Annotated in this window: 17 protein-coding genes and 3 pseudogenes; 6 read left to right on the top strand and 14 right to left on the bottom strand. The window is 70.8% G+C overall.

Annotated elements, in window-relative coordinates:
- Window positions 1–11 precede the first annotated feature (11 nt).
- Together ABZW32_RS09445 and ABZW32_RS09440 are read left to right on the top strand one after the other, a co-directional pair.
- Window positions 12–578 carry a TetR/AcrR family transcriptional regulator gene (locus ABZW32_RS09445; protein ID WP_356213495.1) on the top strand — a complete coding sequence of 189 codons (567 nt, stop codon included), beginning with the start codon at window positions 12–14 and terminating at the stop codon, window positions 576–578.
- Window positions 579–796: 218 nt separating this feature from the next.
- Window positions 797–1,270, top strand: coding sequence for a nuclear transport factor 2 family protein (locus ABZW32_RS09440; RefSeq protein ID WP_356213492.1), 474 nt, complete (start codon window positions 797–799; stop codon window positions 1,268–1,270).
- An 806-nt stretch (window positions 1,271–2,076) separates the two neighbouring features.
- Here ABZW32_RS09440 and ABZW32_RS09435 read toward each other — a convergent pair.
- Window positions 2,077–2,427, bottom strand: a complete 351-nt coding sequence (locus tag ABZW32_RS09435) for a hypothetical protein (protein WP_356213489.1) — start codon at window positions 2,425–2,427, stop codon at window positions 2,077–2,079.
- 298 nt (window positions 2,428–2,725) lie between these two features.
- Here ABZW32_RS09435 and ABZW32_RS09430 point away from each other — a divergent pair.
- Window positions 2,726–3,214, top strand: a pseudogene (locus tag ABZW32_RS09430) (hypothetical protein); the annotation flags it as partial.
- 443 nt (window positions 3,215–3,657) lie between these two features.
- Here the strand turns inward: ABZW32_RS09430 and ABZW32_RS09425 are convergent.
- The 3 genes and pseudogenes from ABZW32_RS09425 to ABZW32_RS09415 all read right to left on the bottom strand — a co-directional run.
- Window positions 3,658–3,768: pseudogene (locus ABZW32_RS09425) on the bottom strand (DUF1330 domain-containing protein); the annotation flags it as partial.
- Between the two features lie 3 nt (window positions 3,769–3,771).
- Complete coding sequence (locus ABZW32_RS09420) at window positions 3,772–5,205, bottom strand: MFS transporter (RefSeq protein ID WP_356213486.1); 1,434 nt, start codon at window positions 5,203–5,205, stop codon at window positions 3,772–3,774.
- Window positions 5,202–5,564 carry a MarR family transcriptional regulator gene (locus tag ABZW32_RS09415; RefSeq protein WP_356213694.1) on the bottom strand — a complete coding sequence of 121 codons (363 nt, stop codon included), beginning with the start codon at window positions 5,562–5,564 and terminating at the stop codon, window positions 5,202–5,204. The genes ABZW32_RS09420 and ABZW32_RS09415 overlap by 4 nt, the downstream gene beginning before the upstream one ends.
- Before the next feature lie 1,258 nt (window positions 5,565–6,822).
- Here ABZW32_RS09415 and ABZW32_RS09410 point away from each other — a divergent pair.
- Window positions 6,823–7,155 (top strand): annotated as a pseudogene (locus ABZW32_RS09410) (TRCF domain-containing protein); the annotation flags it as partial.
- A 60-nt stretch (window positions 7,156–7,215) separates the two neighbouring features.
- Here ABZW32_RS09410 and ABZW32_RS09405 read toward each other — a convergent pair.
- The 4 genes from ABZW32_RS09405 to ABZW32_RS09390 form a co-directional block, all read right to left on the bottom strand.
- On the bottom strand, window positions 7,216–8,130 hold the full coding sequence (locus ABZW32_RS09405) for a phosphatidylinositol-specific phospholipase C (protein WP_280920310.1): 915 nt from the start codon (window positions 8,128–8,130) through the stop codon (window positions 7,216–7,218).
- 211 nt (window positions 8,131–8,341) lie between these two features.
- Window positions 8,342–9,139 carry a VOC family protein gene (locus ABZW32_RS09400; RefSeq protein WP_356213692.1) on the bottom strand — a complete coding sequence of 266 codons (798 nt, stop codon included), beginning with the start codon at window positions 9,137–9,139 and terminating at the stop codon, window positions 8,342–8,344.
- Between the two features lie 428 nt (window positions 9,140–9,567).
- On the bottom strand, window positions 9,568–9,939 hold the full coding sequence (locus ABZW32_RS09395) for a hypothetical protein (RefSeq protein WP_356213482.1): 372 nt from the start codon (window positions 9,937–9,939) through the stop codon (window positions 9,568–9,570).
- A gap of 112 nt (window positions 9,940–10,051) precedes the next feature.
- Complete coding sequence (locus tag ABZW32_RS09390) at window positions 10,052–10,441, bottom strand: VOC family protein (RefSeq protein ID WP_356213479.1); 390 nt, start codon at window positions 10,439–10,441, stop codon at window positions 10,052–10,054.
- A gap of 88 nt (window positions 10,442–10,529) precedes the next feature.
- Here ABZW32_RS09390 and ABZW32_RS09385 point away from each other — a divergent pair, with 88 nt between their 5' ends.
- A complete protein-coding gene (locus tag ABZW32_RS09385) occupies window positions 10,530–11,312 on the top strand; it encodes a TetR/AcrR family transcriptional regulator (RefSeq protein WP_356213476.1) in 783 nt (260 codons plus the stop codon).
- Window positions 11,313–11,402: 90 nt separating this feature from the next.
- Here the strand turns inward: ABZW32_RS09385 and ABZW32_RS09380 are convergent, their stop codons facing one another.
- From ABZW32_RS09380 to ABZW32_RS09370, 3 genes are all read right to left on the bottom strand, one after another.
- A complete protein-coding gene (locus ABZW32_RS09380; RefSeq protein WP_356213473.1) occupies window positions 11,403–13,178 on the bottom strand; it encodes a cytochrome c biogenesis protein DipZ in 1,776 nt (591 codons plus the stop codon).
- Between the two features lie 191 nt (window positions 13,179–13,369).
- Window positions 13,370–13,900: a VOC family protein gene (locus tag ABZW32_RS09375; RefSeq protein ID WP_356213470.1), complete on the bottom strand. Its 531-nt coding sequence runs from the start codon at window positions 13,898–13,900 to the stop codon at window positions 13,370–13,372.
- A gap of 113 nt (window positions 13,901–14,013) precedes the next feature.
- On the bottom strand, window positions 14,014–14,817 hold the full coding sequence (locus ABZW32_RS09370) for a class I SAM-dependent methyltransferase (RefSeq protein WP_356213467.1): 804 nt from the start codon (window positions 14,815–14,817) through the stop codon (window positions 14,014–14,016).
- A gap of 404 nt (window positions 14,818–15,221) precedes the next feature.
- Between ABZW32_RS09370 and ABZW32_RS09365 the strand changes: the two genes are divergently transcribed.
- The gene (locus ABZW32_RS09365; RefSeq protein WP_356213464.1) at window positions 15,222–15,845 is read left to right on the top strand and encodes a hypothetical protein; all 624 of its coding nucleotides are present in this window, start codon (window positions 15,222–15,224) and stop codon (window positions 15,843–15,845) included.
- 90 nt (window positions 15,846–15,935) lie between these two features.
- Here the strand turns inward: ABZW32_RS09365 and ABZW32_RS09360 are convergent, their stop codons facing one another.
- From ABZW32_RS09360 to ABZW32_RS09350, 3 genes are read right to left on the bottom strand one after another with little or no spacing between them, the layout of a single operon-like run.
- Complete coding sequence (locus ABZW32_RS09360; protein ID WP_356213461.1) at window positions 15,936–17,111, bottom strand: NUDIX domain-containing protein; 1,176 nt, start codon at window positions 17,109–17,111, stop codon at window positions 15,936–15,938.
- Complete coding sequence (locus tag ABZW32_RS09355; RefSeq protein WP_356213458.1) at window positions 17,108–17,524, bottom strand: GFA family protein; 417 nt, start codon at window positions 17,522–17,524, stop codon at window positions 17,108–17,110. The genes ABZW32_RS09360 and ABZW32_RS09355 overlap by 4 nt, the downstream gene beginning before the upstream one ends.
- On the bottom strand, window positions 17,521–18,483 hold the full coding sequence (locus tag ABZW32_RS09350) for an NUDIX domain-containing protein (protein ID WP_356213455.1): 963 nt from the start codon (window positions 18,481–18,483) through the stop codon (window positions 17,521–17,523). The genes ABZW32_RS09355 and ABZW32_RS09350 overlap by 4 nt, the downstream gene beginning before the upstream one ends.
- Window positions 18,484–18,535 lie beyond the last annotated feature (52 nt).

Raw genomic sequence — 18,535 nt, 5'->3', positions numbered from 1 at the left:
AAGCTGGCCCCATGAGCCGAAAGACCATGGTGCGCCCCGGAGGGCGCAGCGCCAGGGTGCAGGCATCGGTACACGCCGCGGTGCGCGAACTCGAGGCCGAGGTGGGCCGCGAAGCCCTCACGGTACCCCTGGTGGCCGCCCGGGCCGGAGTCACCCCGTCCACGATCTATCGCCGCTGGGGCGACCTGCAAGAACTGATGTCGGACGTGGCGGTCGAGCGGTTGCGGCCCGAGACGGCGCCGGAGGACCGGGGCACCCTCAGGTCCGACCTCGAGGCGTGGGCCGAACAGTTCCTGGAGGAGATGGCCGCCCCCACGGGCCGCGCCTACATCCGCGACGCCCTGCTAGGCGACCCGGACGGCACCAACGCCGGCCAGTGCTCGGCCTACGCGGCCGAGCAGATCGACGTCATCCTCGGCCGCGCGGCCGCCCGCGATGAAGCCGCACCCGACATAGAAACGATCCTCGACCGCATCGTCGCCCCCACGATGTACCGCATCCTCTTCCGCCCCGAGGGACTCGACACCACGTACGTCCACCACCTGCTGGCCGACCTCCTCACGCCGAACGACCACTGACCGGGCACCCCGCACCCCGCACCCCGCACCCGCACCCCGCATCCGGATCCTGCGGACCGGAGCCGGACCGCCTTGGGTCTTCCGCCGTACGTGCCAACCGCCAAGCGGTGGGGGCGGCCACGGACGGGCACGGACGGCTCTTGGGACCATGAGACCGGAACCGGCGCCGGGCTCGGGTGGGGCTGCCTCAGGCAGGGGCGACCTGATATGAGTCGATCATGAATGCTGAAACTCTTGACTCGATGGAGCTCCTGCTCGCAGAGCGGGCCTGTGAACGGCTGGTCGTCGAGTTCGTCCACCGGCTCGACCTCGGGGACCCGGGCTCGGTGGCGGACCTCTTCACGCAGGACGGTACCTGGGAATGGCCCGCCGGCGACCGCCGCATCGCGGGTCGCGACGCGCTACGCACCTACTTCGGCAACCGGCCCGCAGACCGACTGTCACGCCGCATATGCACCAACATCCTGGTCACCGTGACCTCCGCGCACACCGCCGCCGCCACCACCTACTTCACCACGTACCGTGTCGACGGCTACAGCGGGGGCCTCGTACCGCCGCGGCCCCCGGTTCAGGTGGGGCACTACGAAGACACGTTCCGCAAGGTGGATGACACCTGGCTGCTCACCACGCGGACTCTCTTCCTCTCCTTCGCCGGTCCCACGGAACGCCTCGACGGGCCCGGCCAGTCATGAGAACGGCTCCCAGCCGACCGGCCGTCAAGGGTCCTGCGCTGCGGGGAGTGACACTCCACAGAACGTGAGCCAGAACCCGAGTTCTGAAGTCATCGGGGTGCTTGCCACAGGAGCATCGGGATGCTTCCGGCGGGATCATCGCGGTGGCATGAAGATCACGGACCATCATCGAAACCGGGACCGCTTCTACCGCCCTCGCCAGCACCCGAGCCGAGCGATAGAACCGTCTACTCGCCGGCACGGGCCACAAGCAGAGGCTGGAAGAAGCCCGTCTCCTGTGGCACCCGCCACTGAGGGCTGACAAACCCGGCTTCGGCTGCGAGGCAGGCCAGCCGGTCCCGGCCGAGTGCCCAGTAGGTGGTCCGGCGGACCTGGACGCGCCATTCTCCGCCTGCCGGGAGGAGCTGGAAGTGCTCCAGGTCGTAGTGCTCGCCGTCGTCGTGCCAGTGCCAGAGCTGGAAGGTGACGGGTTCGCTCTCCCGCGTCGGCTTCGGCGCCCCTGTGGACCTGAGGAGGCGTCGAAGCCGGACGATCGCGCAACAGGTCGTCGTAGGGCCGTGTGCTGATCAGCAGCTGCCCGCCGGGGCGCAGGACACGGCGCATCTCGGCCAGGAAGCCGCGGCCGCCCGACAGGCGGCCGCGACCTCCGAGACGGCATCGGCAAGCACCGCCGGGTCGTCCGCGAGCGCGACCAAGGCGACGGTGAAGTACCGACGACGGCCTCCGTCGACGGGCCGCGTTGCAGTCAGCGGCCAGGGGTGTGCGGCCGCAGACGGGGCGGAGCCAGGCCGGCGAGGCCATCCGGGTCAGTACCCCTCGCGCACCTCGAAGACGCCGCTGCCCCAGTGCACGGACGGCTCGTCGGCCCCGCTCGGCCAGTCGCTCTGCAGATGGCGGCGGCCGTGTCCGAGGGCTCCGACCCGGTGTGGGCTCAACCGCCCCGCCATCAGGTCGTCCGCTTCGGCGTCCGTGATCGGCAGAACGGTCCGGTACTGCGCGTCCCGTGAGGCGACCCAGTCAACGTACTCGGTGAAGACGCTCGCGAAGGCCTGCGAACAGAGGCCGCAGCGCTGGACAGAGACGATGAAATGCGAGTCGTCCTGAATTATCCTCTCGACCCGGACCCCGTTGTGGCTCTGATGGTGCGCCTGCGCCACCAGAGCGTCCTCGGCGCAGCAAGCCGCACACCCGAAACCTGCGTGGTCACTTCCATACTGCGAACCCACGGATCCCCCCCGCCTAAGCGTCCCTGATCGTCCGTCACCATAGCAACCCACCGGCGAATGCCGTCCAAGGAGCACCTGAGCCGGCTGCTGTCGCGCCCCGGCCTCGCCCGGGGGTAAGCGCCCATCTGCGCAGGTCACAGGGTGCGACAGCGCCCGATGCGACAGGGGGTGCGACGGCAGCCGGCTCTCAGCGGCTGTTGTCGTTCCGGACTTGAGGACGGCGTTCTCGCTGTTCAGGCGTAGTTTCGGCAGTCTCGTGGGAGTGGTGAGGTGTCGCGTCGACGAACTACGAGAAGAGGCCGACCGTATCCACGCCGAGCTGGCCGTGGCCGAGCGGGAATGGAATGAGTGGGTCATCGCCCGCTCACGCGCCGGCGAGGTGCTGGTGCCGGACGGCGACGTCGTCGTCTCCGACCCCTTCGAGGGCCTGCCGGATCCCGGTGGACGACCGGTTCGACCCGGCCCCGCGGAAGCGGCGAAGCCGAAGTCGGTGGTGCCCATGTGGCGCGCGGGCTTGGTCTGGTCGGCACTGTCGCAGGACTACCAGCGCATCCTGCAGGCTCTCGCGGACCGGGACCGTCTCGGTCAAGGTCCGCTGACGTGCCAGGAGATGGCCGGCTGCTTCGGACTGGACCCCATGCCCGCGAAGGTCGAGGCGTTGCGGTCGAAGGCGAAGCAGCTGGTGGCCCGGGGCTGGCTGGCCGAGTCGGCGCCGGGCCCACGGCCTCACCCTGGGCTGCGGCCGACGGTGATCCCTGGACCGGGGCGCCGCGCCCATCCCTTCACGGACCTGGTCTTCATCGGCGTCCGCGACTGTCTGACCAGGCAGTTCACCGGTGAGCAGCGCGGAGAGCCCCTTCGGCAGAGGCGGAACCGCCGACTCGAAGCGCTGGGGGCAAGGACCTGTTCGGCGATCCCCACCGTCCCTCCGGGCCCCGAATCGAAGTGGCCACCCACCCCGAAGTCATTCTGCCCACCGGCCTGTTCACCTCCCCGCCCTGGCACGACCACCCCCCACTGCCTGCGGAGGCAACACGCCGCTTCGGCGTAGCTCAGACCCAGCTCGGGCCGGGACCGGTCCGGAAACGCCACCTTCACCGCGAATCCTGGAGCAGGTCGTCTCACCACCCTGACTTCAGAGAAGATCAGACTGCACCTCGGTCAGTCGAAGCCTTCGACGATGCGGAAGTCGCGCTCGACGCCGTCGGAGAGGACGACCAGCGCCTCCTGGCAGGCCGCACTCTCGCACGCCGCGACGGCCTGCTCGAAGCTGACTTACGGGTTGGTCTCGGACGAGCGTCGGCGGGCGAGAGCGAGGCTCGTCAGCGTTGTGACCGCCATGGCGGTGATGCCGACCAGCGCCGCGGTGGTGTACGCGCTGTCGTCGGGGAAGAGGTGGCCGGGGCCGGTGCCCGCGGCGAGGATCAGGCCGCCGATGGCGCTGCCCAGTGAGTACCCGACGCTGCGGACGACGTAGTGGAAGCTCATGGCGCTCGACGTCTCGCTCTTGGGGGTGACGGCCAGGATGACGCCGGGCATCGCGGCCGAGAAGCCGCCGACGCCGAAGCCGAGCACGCCCATCGCCGCGAACAGTTCGGCCAGGTCTGACCGGGCCGCCGCGAACAGGGCGAACCCGCCGCCGACCACGACGGCGCTGCCGGCCAGGAGCAGGGGGTCGGCGATCCGCGTCCGGACCCGCGGCGTGAGCTTGCCGGCGACGAACCCCAGCACCGAGAACGGGACGAGGACCAGCCCGGCGACGAAGGTCGTCAGCCCGAAGCCGTAGCCGGCGCCGTGCGGCGTCTGCGCGTACCGGGTGATGAGCGTGAGCAGGAGGTACATGCCGATCCCGCCGACGAACATGGCGAGGTTCGCCCCGGCGACCGCCGGGTGCCGCACGGCCCGTACATCGACCAGGGGCGTCGTGCTGCGCAGCTCGATGACGACCCAGACGCAGAGCAGCACCACCGCGACGAAGGCGAGACCCGCCGCCACGGCGAGGTGCCGGCTCCACAGATTCCGTTCGCCGGCGAGGAACAGCACCAGGAGCAGCCCAGCGGCCAGGACGACCGTGCCTGCCACGTCCACGTGGGCGGAGCGGCCTTCGGGGGCTTCGGGCATGGAGAGCCACGCGGTCAGGAGGGCGGCGGCGGTGACGACCAGGCCGAGGCCGTAGGCGGCCCGTACCCCGCCGAGCTCGGCGAGCAGTGCGGCCAGCGGGTAGCCGACGCCGGCCCCGATGATCGAGACCACTGAGATCAGGGCGATCACGGCCGCGCTGCGCTCCTCGGGGAGGTGGTCCCGGGCCACGCCCATCATCAGCGCCGTCAGCCCGAGCCCGACGCCCTGGGCCGCCCTGCCGGCCAGCAGCCACGCGAACGGCAGCGGCAGCACGGTGAGAGCGCTCCCGGCGACGACGACCGCCAGCGCGACGAGGATCGTGGCCCGCCGGTGCGGGCCGGCTCCGAGCCGGCCCAGGACCGGCGTGGCGACGGCGCCACTGAGCAGCGCGACGGTCAGCGTCCACTGCGCGTTGCCGAGCGGGACGTGGAACGAGGTCGCCACGCTGGTGATGAGCGGCGTCCCGAGGCTGGCGACCGCCGCCACGACCAGAGCGATGAACATCAGGGCGGGGACCAGCAGCCGCGCCTCGGAACGCGCCACCGGGAACACCTTCACCGCGCCCCCGCCGACCGGCCGCCCGGTCACTGCTTCGGCCCTTCGCGGTCCTGATTTTCGAGCTCTGCCAGATGCTTCAGCGCCGGAAGGGCCGCCACCAGCGCCTCGACCTCATCGCCGGTGAGCCCGCCGATCAACCGCTCGAACGCGTGGACGCCCGCCTGGCGCCGCGTCCGGACATAGGAGGCGCCGGCGTCGGTCAGGCATACGAGGGTGACCCGCTTGTCGGACGGGTCGCCCCGCCGCTCGACATGGCCGGACTCCTCCATCACCCGGACCAGGGCGGTCATCGCGGGCTGCGTGACGCCCTCGACCGCGGCCAGATCGGTGATGCGCCGTGGGCCGGTCCGGTCCAGGGTGGCCAGGGTGGCGGCGGACGTCAGGCTCATGTCCCGGGGCAGGCGTCTCGCGGCCCTGGTGGCCAGGCCGTAGAGGGCTGCCCCGATGGCGGCGGACGAGCCAGGAGCGGTGTCTTGACGACTCATGCTCAAAGCATAGCGCTTTTATATTCACACCTTATGTAAATAGTCCCTGCGCTGTGATGACGCCAAGGAAAGCGACCCCGGACCTCAAGACTCCCGAGAGAGCCGCGGAGAGTCTCTCCGGCAGAGGTGGGACCGCCGACTCGAAGTGCTGGGCGAGGACCTGTTCGGTGATTCCCACCGTCCCTCCGAGCCCCGAATCGAAGTGGCCCCCCACCTCGAAGCCTTCCTGCTCACCGCCCTGTTCAGCTCCCCGTACGGGCGCGGCCACCCCCCACTGCCTGCGGAGGCAACACACCGCTTCGGCGTTGCTCAGACCCAGCTCGGGCCGGGACCGGTCCGGTAACCGCCACCCTCAGGTCGTCTCACCACCCTGACAATGCGCAGCTCAGGAACCACCGGTCCCACCGTGATCGATGAGACGCGAACCCGGCGCCGCGCTCAGTCCGCCCCGAAGCCCGGGCCTCCACGCTCTGAGTCGCAGCCCATTCCGGGCAGGGAAAACGCACCACTGCTCCTGCCTGTTTCGGCCGGTGGGACAGTGTTCTTGAGGGAGTGTCACCCATGCTGTCCTGCTGCTTCCTCCGTCCGCCGTATCGCCGCGACCGTCCTGGCCGCCGGGGCCGTGGTCGGTGCGGCCGCGCTGCCGGCCAGCGCGCAGGACCACGACCGGCGCCAGCACCCGAGGGTGGAAACCAGCGGGGTTCAGGACGACGACCCCGGACGCGATCCGCATCCACACGGGAACCGGCCGCAACACCTGCACCGACCCCTACCAGGGCAGTCGCGAATACATTCGGGGCAACCAGGCCGACGCCGCCACCCTGCGCGACGACCGCAACCGCGTCGTCGACACCGAGACCTGGGGCCGCCGTCACTGCCCCGCCACCAGGCCCACCGTGCGGGCCGCACCTTTACCGGGTGGCGGCCCGCACCGCTGTCCGAAGGTGGCGTTGTACGCGCGCAGGCGTGCATGCCGGCCATGGTCCACGTCGGCGTACTCCCAGGCGCGGGCTGCGCAGAACCTGAGGGGAAAGTCTCCGCCGGCGATGCTCAGAGCAAGCACCCTGCCGTACCAGCCGAAGAGGACCAGGGCGACGGTTACGACAGCCGCCCCGCCGGGCGCGAGGACCACCACCGGGTCTGTTCCGGCAGGGTGCCCGCCGCCGTCGCCGCCGCCAGCTCGGAGGCGGACATCAAGGCGGTACGGGAGGAACTCACCGACCGCTACGCCACGTTGCCGGAGCCGGTGGAGAACCTGCTGCTGGTGGCCCGGCTGCGGATGCTGGCGCGCGCCTGCGGGGTCGGCGACATCAGCCTGGCGGGCACCAACATCCGCTTCGGCCCGCTCGAGCTGCGCGAATCGCAGGAGCTGCGGCTCAAGCGGCTCTACCCGGGGACGGTCCTCAAGCCGGTCACCTCACAGATCCTGGTGCCCCGCCCGAAGACCGCCCGGGTCGGCGGCAAGCCGCTGGCCGGGCGGGAACTCCTGGCCTGAACGGGGGAGTTCTTCACCACGATCCTCGGCTCGTGACGCCGGAGAGGGCGGCCTGACGGTCTAGAGGAAGTTCTTCTGGACCAGGAGGCGGACGATGTCCGGGAAGAAGTCCGGGAAGTCCATCGGAACGATGCCGAGGTGGACCTTCTCGGTCTTCCGGGCGTCCAGGTAGCGGAGAACGTCCGGCAGCGTCAGATTCGCGTTCTGCTGGGGCCAGTTCCCGCCGGAATAGCTCGTGAAGTTCACGAACATCTGGGAGGAGTCCTGGTGCCACCAGGCGTTGTCGAACTGCTTGATGATGGTGGCGGACTTCGTGAAGTTGGTGGTGTTCCAGTCGTCCTGGATATTGAAGGCCTTGTTGCTGTCCCAGGTGAGGATGCCCCAGTCGTTCGCGAAGTCCGCCGCGATGATGACCTTGCCGCGCACCTGGCCCAGCTTGGGCCAGAACGGTGCGGTCCACACCAGACTCCGGTAGCCCATGGTGTCCAGGTAGTAATTGAAGCGGCGCCGGAACTCTTCGTCCGAGAGGGCCTGGCCGCCCGAGTTCTCGTTCTTCACCCGCATGATGACGGTTTCGCCCGGGTACTTCTTGAAGTGGTTGCGGCAGGCTTCCAGGACGTCCTGGAAGCGGTGTCCCTGGTAGGCGGAGCCGTGGTAGAGGCCGAATTCGTTCGGTGCGCCCTGGAGTCCGTTCAGGCGGATGTCGAGGAAGCGGATTCCGCGCTCGAACTGCTCGGGGACGCCCCAATTCTGGGTCTGGGCCCACTTGGTTCCGTTGTTGGGGTCGGTGCACCACGAGTCGTGGGTCCCGGGGATCGTCAGGGCGGTGACCGGCGTGCTGCCGGGCAGCTTGCCCATCCAATCGGGGGCGTAGTAACCGGCGGCCCGGGCGGTGCCGGGAAGGCCGAGGGTGACCGCTGCTGCGGCGCCTGCTCCGGCTCCCCATTTCAGAACGTCACGACGGGTGGGGCTCATACCTGGTCTCCGTATCTCCGCGGATGCGACCGCGGGAGCGTGCGCGCGGTGGTGGTTGGGCCACCTTGCGCCGACCGTAGGACGCCCCGCTAACGTTTCCCTCACGCCCGCTAACGTTTCCCTCACGCCTCACTGACGTAGGAAAACGAGCCGGAACACGCCGCGGCCGGGGAGGTCACCCTTCGGTGCGCCTCCCCGGTCGCGGAACGGATCAGGCTGGCTGCTCGGGGGCCTTCGCCGTGATCACGGCGAAGACACCGCCCTGCGGGTCGGCGAGGACGGCGATCCGGCCCACCGCCATGTCGAAGGCCGGGGCCAGGACGGTGCCGCCCGCGCGGGTCGCCGCCGCCTGGATCTCGTCGGCGTCGTCCACCTGGAAGTACGGCAGCCAGTTCGGCGGGGTCCCGGGCGGCAGCGCGGACAGGTCCATCATCCCGGCGACCGCGCGGCCGTCGACCTTGAACTCGATGTACCCCTCGGCGCCCGGGATCTCGGTCGTGGCCATGGTGACCGGCAGGACGGCCGAGTAGAACGCGGAGGCGGCGGCGGTGTCGCCGGTGCTCAGCTCGTTCCAGATCAGCGCGCCGTGCTCGTTGACGATGCCCGCGCCGTCGAAGGTGCCGGGCTGCCAGAGGCCGACGACGGCGCCCGTCGGGCCGGCGAGTACGGCCATCCGCCCGAGGTCCATGACGTCCATCGGGCCCATCATGACGCTGCCGCCCGCGTCCGTCACCGACCTGAGGGCGGCGTCGATGTTGTCGGTGGACAGGTACGTCGTCCACACCGTCGGCGGCATCGGCTCCGGCACGGTCCCGTCCGGGTCCGACGTCTTCATGATGCCGGCGACGGGCCTGCCCTTGAGGGTGCAGACGGAGTAGCCGCCGGTCTCGGCCGGTCCGACCTCGCCCTGCCAGCCGAGGAGGTCGCAGTAGAAGTCGAGGGCCGCCTGCTGGTCGGGAACCATCAGGTCGATCCAGCACGGGGTGCCGGGCTTGTAGGGGCCGTTCATGTCGGGCACGGATACCTCCGGGGCGGGTGGTGGGGAAGGACGGGCCGCCCCCTACCTGGGCCCTGTCGGGCGGAACCAGGCCGAACGGGTGACGGACCCGGGGCGGGTGCCTTTCAGCCCGTCCGGCGCTTGAGGACCGGGTCTGAGTGGAGCCCGGGAGGCCGAGTCGCGGGCGGAGTTCGGCCGTGGTTGCCTCCGGCGGCCCCTCAAACGCAGGGGAGGCTGGGATGGCGGATGCTCGGGCCGGGCAGGCTGGGATGGTCACAGGCTGGCCCATACCGTTTTGCCCGGCGCACCGCTGCCCCGCGGCCGCACTCCCCACTCCCGCGCCACGGCCCCCACCAGCACCAGCCCCCGCCCGCTATCCGCAAAGCACGAGTCCACCCCGGCCACCGCCTCCACCGGCTCCGCCTCGCCCTGGGCGTCGCTCACCTCCACCCGGACCCGCAGCCCGGGTGGCTGTTGTCTTCGGACAGGACCCGCAGGATGCGCTGATAGTCCACCGACAGTACCGACCAGGCCAGCCCCTCGCGCCACACCGGCTCCACCGACTTCGGCTCCACCGGCCCGGACTGCGGACCTGTCTCTCGCAGGCCCACGGCGGAATCCGGAGCGGCATCTCCAGCACCGCCCGGGCCGAGGACCTCGCCGACCCGCGAGCGGGCAATGACCCACTCCTTCCAGTCCTGCTCGACCACCACCAGCTCGGCATGGACGCGATCGGCCTCCTCCCGCAACCCCTCCACACGACGACGAGCAGCGAGCTCCCGCTCCTCCAGCAACCCAGAAACTGACGGCATCCACGACCTCCCGGAGAACAACAACCCGACAGGCCAACCCTCCCGCCGAACCACCGCTCCTACTCCTGACCAGCGGAAACACCGCAGCCACGGACGGAAAGACAACAGCCACTCAGCGTCCGGAGGGCGCGTTCCAGTCGACCAGCTGGACGATGACGCCGTTGGGGTCGCGGACCTGGAAGGCGCGCTCGCCCCACTCCTCGTCGGTCAGCGGCATGGTGATCGCGACGCCTTCGGAACGCAGGCGCGCCAGCTCGCCTTCGAGGTCCTCGACGACGAAGGCGAGGATCAGGCCTGCGGCGTGCTCGTCGCGCTGGTCCGCCGGGAGGCTGTCCAGCCCCCGCCGCAAGAAGACGACGTTCATGCCGACGTCGTCGCGCGTCAGGGACGCGAAGCCGTCGGCGGCCATCTCCTCGCGGAACCCGAAGTGCTCGACGAGGAAGGTGCTGGACGCGGGGACATCGTCGACGTTGAGTGACACGGCGCTAGAGGTGATCTTCATGAAGGCTCCTCCGGGACTGCACTGAACTCTTTTTCTGTACGTCGTACAATGTACAGCGTACAGAGAAAGATCGCGAGAGGATGACCCCGTGCCAACGGAACGAACCAGCTCGGGCGACCCGGCCCGCACCCTGCAACTGCTGTGGCGTGACCCCTCCTCCGACCGTCGCCGAGGACCGCGGCGGGGGCTGAGCATCGACGCGGTGGTCGATGCCGCCACCGCCATCGCCGACGCCGAAGGCCTGGACGCGGTGACCATGCGCGGGGTGGCCAAGGAACTCGGCGTGGTGCCGATGACGCTGTACACCTACGTCCCCAGCAAGGCCGAGCTCCTCGACCTCATGCTCGACGCCGCCTACGCCCGCATGCCCCGCACCGGCACCACCAGACAGCCCTGGCGGCAACGCGTCACCGCCATCGCCGAAGAGAACAAAGCCCTCTTCGAACGCCACCCATGGGCCGCGGCCGTCTCCACCGCCAAGCCTCCGCTGGGGCCGGGGCAGATGGCGAAGTACGAGCACGAACTCTCCGCGCTCGACGGCCTCGGCCTCGGCGACGTCGAGATGGACGACTGCCTGACCCACCTGCTCACCTTCGTGCAGGCATGCGCCCGCGCAGACGCCGAGGCCCGCGCCGCTCAGCACGACAGCGCCCTGGACGACCAGCAGTGGTGGGAGCTGAACGCCCCGCTCCTCGCCCGGGTCCTCGACGAGAACGCCTACCCCACCGCCGTCCGCGTGGGCGCAGCCGCAGGCGCGGCACACGGCAGCGCCTACGACCCCGCCCACGCGTACTCCTTCGGCCTGCAACGCGTCCTCGACTCCTTCGCCGCACTGATCGGCCGAAGCGGAAACACGAAGACAGCGACGTGACCACCGCACCCGCGCCCGACGCCATCGCCCCGAGAGCCGGAGCACCTGCCGCCGGTGCTCCGGCCTTGTTCCCCGGGGGGACCTCCGCCGTCAGCCGAAGGTGAACGCGAAGGCCTGCAGGCCGGGGGTCAGACGCAGTTCGAGCTCCGCCTGCCGGGCAGTGCCGTCATCGGTGAGCCGGTAGAGGGTCGGGGCCCCGTGGATCCGGAGGGTCCTAGTCTGCCTGCCGTCGACCAGGACGGTGACATTGCCCTCCCCGGCGAGGACCAGGTTGGCGTTCCTGGCGCGGTAGGTGAAGGCGAGGCGGGCGTCGGGTCCGGCGGTGAACCGTTCGTAGGCGGCGGTCCAGGTTCCGGCGAGGGAGAGCCGGTTCAGCGGGACGCCGTCGGCCGGGAACGCGTAGCCGGTGGCCTTGTCCCCGACGAGTTCGGGGGTGCCGGTGTAGCCGCGGATGCGGGTGGTGCTGAGGTAGGTCTCCGGGGTGCGGCCTTCGGTGAGCCGGTCACTGTCCAGGCCGGTAGCCGAAGGCAGTCGTACCTTCGGGTCGGCCTGCTCGAGGAGGTCGCGGATGAGGTTCTCGGTCTGGGCGTACCGGCCTTCGCCGAAGGTGAAGTAACGGACGGTGCCCTGGGCGTCGATGAGGTACTTGGCGGGCCAGAAGCGATTGCGGTAGCCGTTCCAGGTGTCGAGGTCGTTGTCGAGGGCGACGGGATAGGTCACGCCGAGCTTTCGGGCCTGGTCGGCGACGTTCCCGGCGTCCTTCTCGAAGGCGAACTCGGGTGAGTGCACGCCGATGACGGTCAGGCCCTCGTCCCGGTAGGCGCGGTCCCAGGCTTCGACGTGGGGGAGGCTACGCCGGCAGTTGATGCAGGAGTAGGTCCAGAAGTCGATCAGAACCACTCTCCCGCGCAGCGACGCGAGGTCGACGGGGGATCCGCCAGGGGTGTTCAGCCACTTCGCGATGCCCGCGAGCGGCGGGGCCGCGCCGCAGGAGCGGAGTTCGTTCACGCCGTCCTCGCAGCGGGCGAGGTCCTTGTTGGAGTCGTCGTAGAGGCCGGAGAGCTTCTGCCGGGCGGTCTCGCTGTCCTCGACCTGCTTCTGCGCGGCCGCGGTGTAGTCCGGCAGGGCCTTCTGCAGGGCGGTGGTGGCGTCGAAGGCGAGGGCGAACGCCAGCAGGATCATCAGGATCCCGGCGGCGATCCGCAGCCTGCGGGCGCGGGTACGGAAGGCGGCGACGCGCTCGGCGACCCGGCGGCCGGCCAGGGCGAAGAGCAGCAGGGGGATCGCGGTGCCGACGGCGACGGACAGGGTCAGGGCGACGATGTCGGCGTTGATCTCACCACGTGCGCCGGCGACGGTGATCGCGGCGAGGACCGGCCCGGCGCAGGGTACGTAGAGCAGCCCGAGCCCCAGGCCCAGGACGAAGGCGCTGCCCTCCTTGTTGACCTGACGCTGCGGGATCCGGGCGAAGGGCTTCTCCAGCAGCCGCTCGACCGGCGGGAAGATCAGACCGAGCCCGATGAGGACCAGGAGCGAGAGGCCGACGTAGCGCAGGATGTCCTGCGGCAGCCCCAGCGCGGAGATGATCGTGACCCCGAGCAGGGTGAAGAAGCCGAAGCTGAGGACCAGCCCGGCGACGACGGCGTACGGGCGTCGGTTCCTGGGGGAGGCCGCGGGCACGGTTTCCAGGAGCGCCCCGCCTTCCCGTTCCGCGCCGGCCGGCCCCTCGCTCCCGGCCGTGGCGGACGGCGGTGACTCGTTGCCCGGGCCGCCCGCGAGGAAGACCACCGGCAGAACGGGCAGGATGCACGGCGAGACCGCGGTGATCAGACCGCCGAGCAAACCGATCAGAACCAGGGTGAGCATGAGAACCGCCTCGGCCGGAGGGAACACCCGGTGTGCTCCCTCTCGGGGTGTTCGGACCCGAGGGCGAACCGGATGGGAGAGGCGTCTTCCTGGGGCGTCTTCCCGAGGACCGCACCGGCGGTCGGTTCGGCCGGCGTGACGACGATCTGCCGTCAGCTGCCATACGGCCGAGCCGGAAGGCGATCTCAGTCTCAGCGGGTCGGGCGCCGCGGGGAGCTGGCCACCCCGGTCTCACGGCCGCTGAGCGCGGCGTTCAGAGTCTCCTGGGCCGTACGCATCGCCTCGGCATACCTGGGCTCGGACATTCGCCGCCATGCAAGGTCCGGTGCGACGTGCTCGACCCGGCTCATCACCCACCAGATGTTGCCGAACGGGTCCCGCACCCGGCCGCCGCGGTCTCCCCACGCGCTGTCAGCAGCCTCGGTGATCACCTGTGCCCCGTGCGCAACAGCCGCGGCCATGGCGGCGTCGGCGTCCGGGACGTAGACCCGCAACAGCGAGGGCATCGCCGGCCAGTCGGGCCGTCGGTCGAAGGCCAGCACGACCGTGTCGCCGACCTGGATCTCGCCGTGCCCGATGGTGCCGTCCTCGACCGCTACCCGTGCGATCTCCTCGCCGCCGAACGCGAGGGTGATGAAGTCGAGCAGCGCGCCGGTGTCATCGGTGACCACCCACGGCGCAACGCTCGTGTATCCCTCGGGTGCTGCGTGACTCTGACTCATCGATGCCGTCCCCTCATCTGTCCCGTGCCGTTCGGCGATGTGACGACACTAGCGACCATTCAGGACAGAACTTGTCCTGAATGCGGCGGGAATCAGCGCGTTCACCCTCCGGGTCAAGGACGGCAGGCGATGACGACGTCCGTGCGGACACGCTCTTCGAGCAGCTCACCCTCCGGACGGAGCGCGGTCAGTGCTCGGCGAAGGTCGTGTTCGAAGGCCGGGAGACCGGGGCCGAGGGCGGCCGGGCTGGTGAAGCTGAAGGAGAGCTGGAGCCCGACCACTTCGTCCACGGTCCGGCGGACCGTGCGGTCCCAGTGGACCGCCTCGATCCGGGAGAACGGAGAACGGAGCAGTACGTCCTCGTGCCGCACAGCGGGGTAGGCGCCCGGGCCGGAGTCCGGCCGGCGGTTCGCGCCCAGGTAGCGGTTGCGGACCTCCTCGACCGCGGGCAGCCAGGCCGGGAGGGCGAGATCCTCGTGCCGGGCTCCGCAGGTCGCCAGTACCACCGCTCCACCGGGTTCGATCAGCGTGTCCAGGTCCTGCAGCAGCCGTTCGCGGTCGGTCCAGTGGAACGACGCGCCCATGACCGTCAGCAGTACCGGACCCACCTCCAGCGCGAGCAACGTGCCGGAGTCCCCCAGCCGCCAGTCGATGCCGCCCACGCCTGCTTCGGAGGCGAGCCGACGGCCCTCGGCGAGCATGTCCGGCTCGGGATCGACCGCGATCACTTCGCGGACCCGAGCCGCGAGCGGCAACGTCAGCGTTCCGGGCCCGGCCCCCAGATCCAGCACGCGTTGGGTCCCGTCCAGCGCGAAGCGGGTGCCCAGCAGGGTGAACAGGTGATCGTCGTACGCAGGTCGAAACCTCGCGTAGTACGGCACGGTCGAAGCGAACGGCCCCCGAGGTGAAGACTCCATCCCCGCACTGTTCCACCACGGCCCCCAGGTATGCGGGAAGCCGGAGGTACGGCCCGCTACGGCCTATGCGGACCACAGCGGTGCCTCAAGCAGTCGGGGCTCTCCCACGGCGAGGCATACGGTCCGGCCGTCTCTTGTATACATATCGGCCGAACGGGGGGGGCGGCAAAGGCTCTGGGAGCTCTGCCACTGTGGGGTCCGGACGGACACACCCGTGGGCACCAACCAGGACAGTCCGACCCGTGCCTGCACAGGTGGTCCCGAACGGGGCGTCCGGTCCCATCCCAGAGGTGGGCTCATTGAAGCGGTCGGGGGGAGAGGGGGAGGCTGATTTGGTCGATTCCCCCACGGCCGCTGCTCGGGTGCGGGATCGTCTGACCGGGGGCGGGGATACCGCCCGTGGCGTGGTGCGGGAGGCGCTGGTGGAGAAGGACGAGATCTGGACGTCCGAGGAGTACGGCACGTCGCACCAGGGCCGGGTCGCAACCCTCCTGGAAAACGGCAGCGGACCCAAGCCGGTCTACTTCGATTCGAACTCAGGCGGCTTCGGCTGGGAGGTCCGCCACTGGTCCGTCTACGACGGCGGCACCCACCCGCAGCGCCCCCTGGCGCACGCCCTGCAAGGGGAGTGCTCGTGCGGTTGGCGGGGCGAGCCCCGGATCGTCGACTGGACGGCGGCCGGCGATCTGCCCTTCCGTGAGCACGGCTGGGAGACAGCCGGGGAGTGCCAGGACGACTGGGACCGGCACATCACCGTCGTCGACGCCACCACCGTCCCCTTGCCGCCAGAACTGGAAGCCCAGCTCCGCGACGTCGCCGAGGCGATCGAGCGGCTCGGCCAGGACGCACCGACCGCCGCGCTGAAAGCCGCCCGATCCCTGGAACTCATCGCCGCACGCACCGCCCACGGGGCCGCACACGACGCCCGCGGGCTGGACCCGGAGAAGGTGGCCGCAGCCCTGGGGCTGAACCTCGACGACTCCAGGGCCCTCCTGGCCCGCTACGGAGGCTGGAGCCGCTACGCCTGACCACCCGCCACCTTTTCGGGCGGGGCGGGTGTAGACGACCGCGGCCCTCCCGGCGGGCACTCTCGGCTGCGCCGAGGGAGCTTCCCGGGCCTATCCGCTTCTTGAGCGAATGGCTACGGGGCGGGCTCGTAGACGATCCTGGTGGTCGAGCCCTCCTCGGCCGGCCCGAGGAGGGCCTGGCGCTCCTTCTCGTCGAGCGCGAGGTCCCACCGCAGCTTCGTCCCGGCCCAGGTCGCGGCGTAGGTGCAGCGGTAGGAGCCGTCCGAAGGCAGCCACTCGGCCGGATCCCCGTCCGCCTTGGCTCCCAAGGTGCCGCTCCCACTTTCCGACGGGCAGGGCGGGCTCGGAGTTCGGTCGGGCGGGGGCGCTGCGGTGGATGGCCGCCGCGAGCCGGCCGATGTGCTGGAACAGCCGCCGCTCCTCGTCGGGCGGGCGGACGGAGCCGCGCGGTGACCGGCCCGGTACCGCGGTGGTGACGACGGCCCGCAGCGCCGCGTCGGCGGCGACCAGGCGGGGCGCGGCGCCGCCCAGGGCCGGGACCCAGCTGCGGTAGGCGGTCACCTCCCGCTGGTGGAAGCGGTCGTTCTGGTGGACCTTGACGAACCACACCCCGCCGTCGGCGCCGTCGGCCCGCCACACCCGGCCTGCCTCCCGCGCCCAGGAGGCGTCCGTCCAGCCGGTGACCCGCCCCACCGCCCGCTCGGCGAACTCCCGTACGCGGGCATCCGGCCGCCCTGGTGTCCCGGCCGCCGCGGGAACGGGCCGGCGGCGGTCGAAGGCCGGGTCGAAGGCGATCGGGTCACCGGGCTCCTGGAAGTGCACGGCCATCGCCCCGCCGGTCCGGTACGTGTCGAGCCCGGCCCGGCAGTAGGCGACCATGGGCTCCGGCAGGGCGTCCAGGCCGAACCAGTCCATCGCGTCGCAGACGTCCGGCTCCCGGACGTCCGGGGTGCCCTGCCAGGTGAGGACCTCGAAGAACACGCCCGTCCGGGACCGGCCCCCGGGGCCGCGGTGGTGCACCGCGAGCGCGAAACGGACTTCCGCGGTGTCGATGGCCACGCCGGTCTCCTCCCGTGCCTCGCGGACCAGGGCGTCGACGACGTCCTCGTGCGGGCCGTCGAGATGCCCCGACGGCAGATGCCACATGCCCGCGGCGTAGACGTCCCCCGCGCGGCGGGACAGGAGCACTTCGGCGCCCGCCGCCTCGTCGCGGCGCAGGATCAGATGGACGTCGACCGGCACCGTGTACCGGGGCCCGCCGGTCACTGCCCGGCCCCGGTGGGGCGGGTGTCGGGGACCTGGGGCAGCCAGGCCACGGCGGTGCCACGGAAGCTCTGGGTGACCGGGACGAGGTCGGGCGGGTTACCGAGCGCCGAGAGGGTGATCGCGATGCTGGTCGCCCCGTCGTCCAGGGCGCAGAGCTGACTGCCGCAGCCCGGGCAGAACCCCCGCCGGGAGTCCGGCCACGTGTGGTACCAGGCAGGTTCCCCGCCCTCGCCGGTCCAGGCCAGACCGTCGCGCGGGAAGGAGACCCAGGACATCATCGGGCCGCCGGACAGCCCGAGGCAGTGGGTACAGCTGCAGGTGTGCGGGAAGTCGGCCTCGCCGGTGACGGTGAACCGGATGTTCCGGCACAGGCAACCGCCCGTGCGCGGCATGGCGGAGGGTGTTGCCGTCATGCGTCGCTCTCCTGGGGCCAGTGGACCTCGGCCCAGCCGAGCTCGGTGTAGATCCGGCCCGCCCGGACGCCGTCGAGGGCGGCCGCGGTGTACGGGACGACCGGCTGCGGGAGGGCGTCGGCCGGCCACCATCCCCAGGAAACGCACCGGTCCGGCTCGCGCACCTCGGGCGTGCCCCGCCACCGAGCGGCCCGGAAGAAGAGCGCCATCCTCGGCTGCGATCCGAGCGCGTCCACCATGTGCACCACGTGAACGAGCTCGACGTCCGCCGGGTCGATGACCAGACCCGCCTCCTCCGCGGCTTCCCGCACCACACAGCTCACCGCCGACTCCTGCTCGCAGTGCCCGGAGAGCAACTGGAAGGTGGAGGGAGCGAACGCGCAGTCCGGGTGGCGCAGCCCGAACAGGATCGAGCCGTCCTCCCGCTGGAGGCAGAGGTGGACACCCACCGCGTTCATACGGGGCCGCCCGCCACCGGCGTACGCGGGGCGGCTTTCATGCCTCGGTACGGGTACGGGTACGGGTGCAGGTACGGATACGGGTGCGGTGCGCTCGTGCAGGGCGATGACCTCCGCCGTCCACGGGCACATCGTCAGCCACGCGGTCTTCGCCGCGTCGAACCAGCGGAACATGATGCCCTCCGGGCACGGCAGGGCGTCGGCGTCGCCGTCCCAGGTCCCGAGGAAGACGCTGATCTGCCCCGTACCGCCGTCGGGGCCGTGGGAGTCGACCACCGTGAACGGCTCCAGCGGTACGGTCAGCCCGGTTTCCTCCAGCAGTTCCCGCTCCACGGCCTGGCGGGACGTCTCCTCCCCCTCACGGTTGCCTCCCGGGATCGACCAGGTGCCGGGGTCGCAGATGTGCGGCTTGTTGGCGTCCCGCAGGTGCAGCAGGTACTGACCGGCGGAGTTGACCAGGAGCGCGGCGGTTCCGAGCGGTTCGGCGGAAGGGAAGGTCACGAGAGACTCCTCGGGATCGGGAACGAGTGGCACCGGCGGCCGCGGTGGCGGC

The organism is Streptomyces sp. NPDC004667 (assembly GCF_040609475.1).
In the GTDB taxonomy this organism is placed as follows: Bacteria; Actinomycetota; Actinomycetes; order Streptomycetales; family Streptomycetaceae; genus Streptomyces.
The sequence above is the reverse complement of the archived record's forward strand: the minus strand, read 5'-3'. Positions and strand labels throughout refer to the sequence as shown.

Bases quoted from the DNA above. Each gene is read 5' to 3' on its own strand.
- ABZW32_RS09355 (WP_356213458.1), bottom strand. From the start codon at position 17,524: ATGACGGCAACACCCTCCGCCATGCCGCGCACGGGCGGTTGCCTGTGC.
- ABZW32_RS09400 (WP_356213692.1), bottom strand. From the start codon at position 9,139: ATGAACGGCCCCTACAAGCCCGGCACCCCGTGCTGGATCGACCTGATG.
- ABZW32_RS09395 (WP_356213482.1), bottom strand. From the start codon at position 9,939: ATGCCGTCAGTTTCTGGGTTGCTGGAGGAGCGGGAGCTCGCTGCTCGT.
- ABZW32_RS09405 (WP_280920310.1), bottom strand. From the start codon at position 8,130: ATGAGCCCCACCCGTCGTGACGTTCTGAAATGGGGAGCCGGAGCAGGC.
- ABZW32_RS09440 (WP_356213492.1), top strand. From the start codon at position 797: ATGAATGCTGAAACTCTTGACTCGATGGAGCTCCTGCTCGCAGAGCGG.
- ABZW32_RS09415 (WP_356213694.1), bottom strand. From the start codon at position 5,564: ATGAGCCTGACGTCCGCCGCCACCCTGGCCACCCTGGACCGGACCGGC.
- ABZW32_RS09445 (WP_356213495.1), top strand. From the start codon at position 12: ATGAGCCGAAAGACCATGGTGCGCCCCGGAGGGCGCAGCGCCAGGGTG.
- ABZW32_RS09370 (WP_356213467.1), bottom strand. From the start codon at position 14,817: ATGGAGTCTTCACCTCGGGGGCCGTTCGCTTCGACCGTGCCGTACTAC.
- ABZW32_RS09390 (WP_356213479.1), bottom strand. From the start codon at position 10,441: ATGAAGATCACCTCTAGCGCCGTGTCACTCAACGTCGACGATGTCCCC.
- ABZW32_RS09380 (WP_356213473.1), bottom strand. From the start codon at position 13,178: ATGCTCACCCTGGTTCTGATCGGTTTGCTCGGCGGTCTGATCACCGCG.
- ABZW32_RS09375 (WP_356213470.1), bottom strand. From the start codon at position 13,900: ATGAGTCAGAGTCACGCAGCACCCGAGGGATACACGAGCGTTGCGCCG.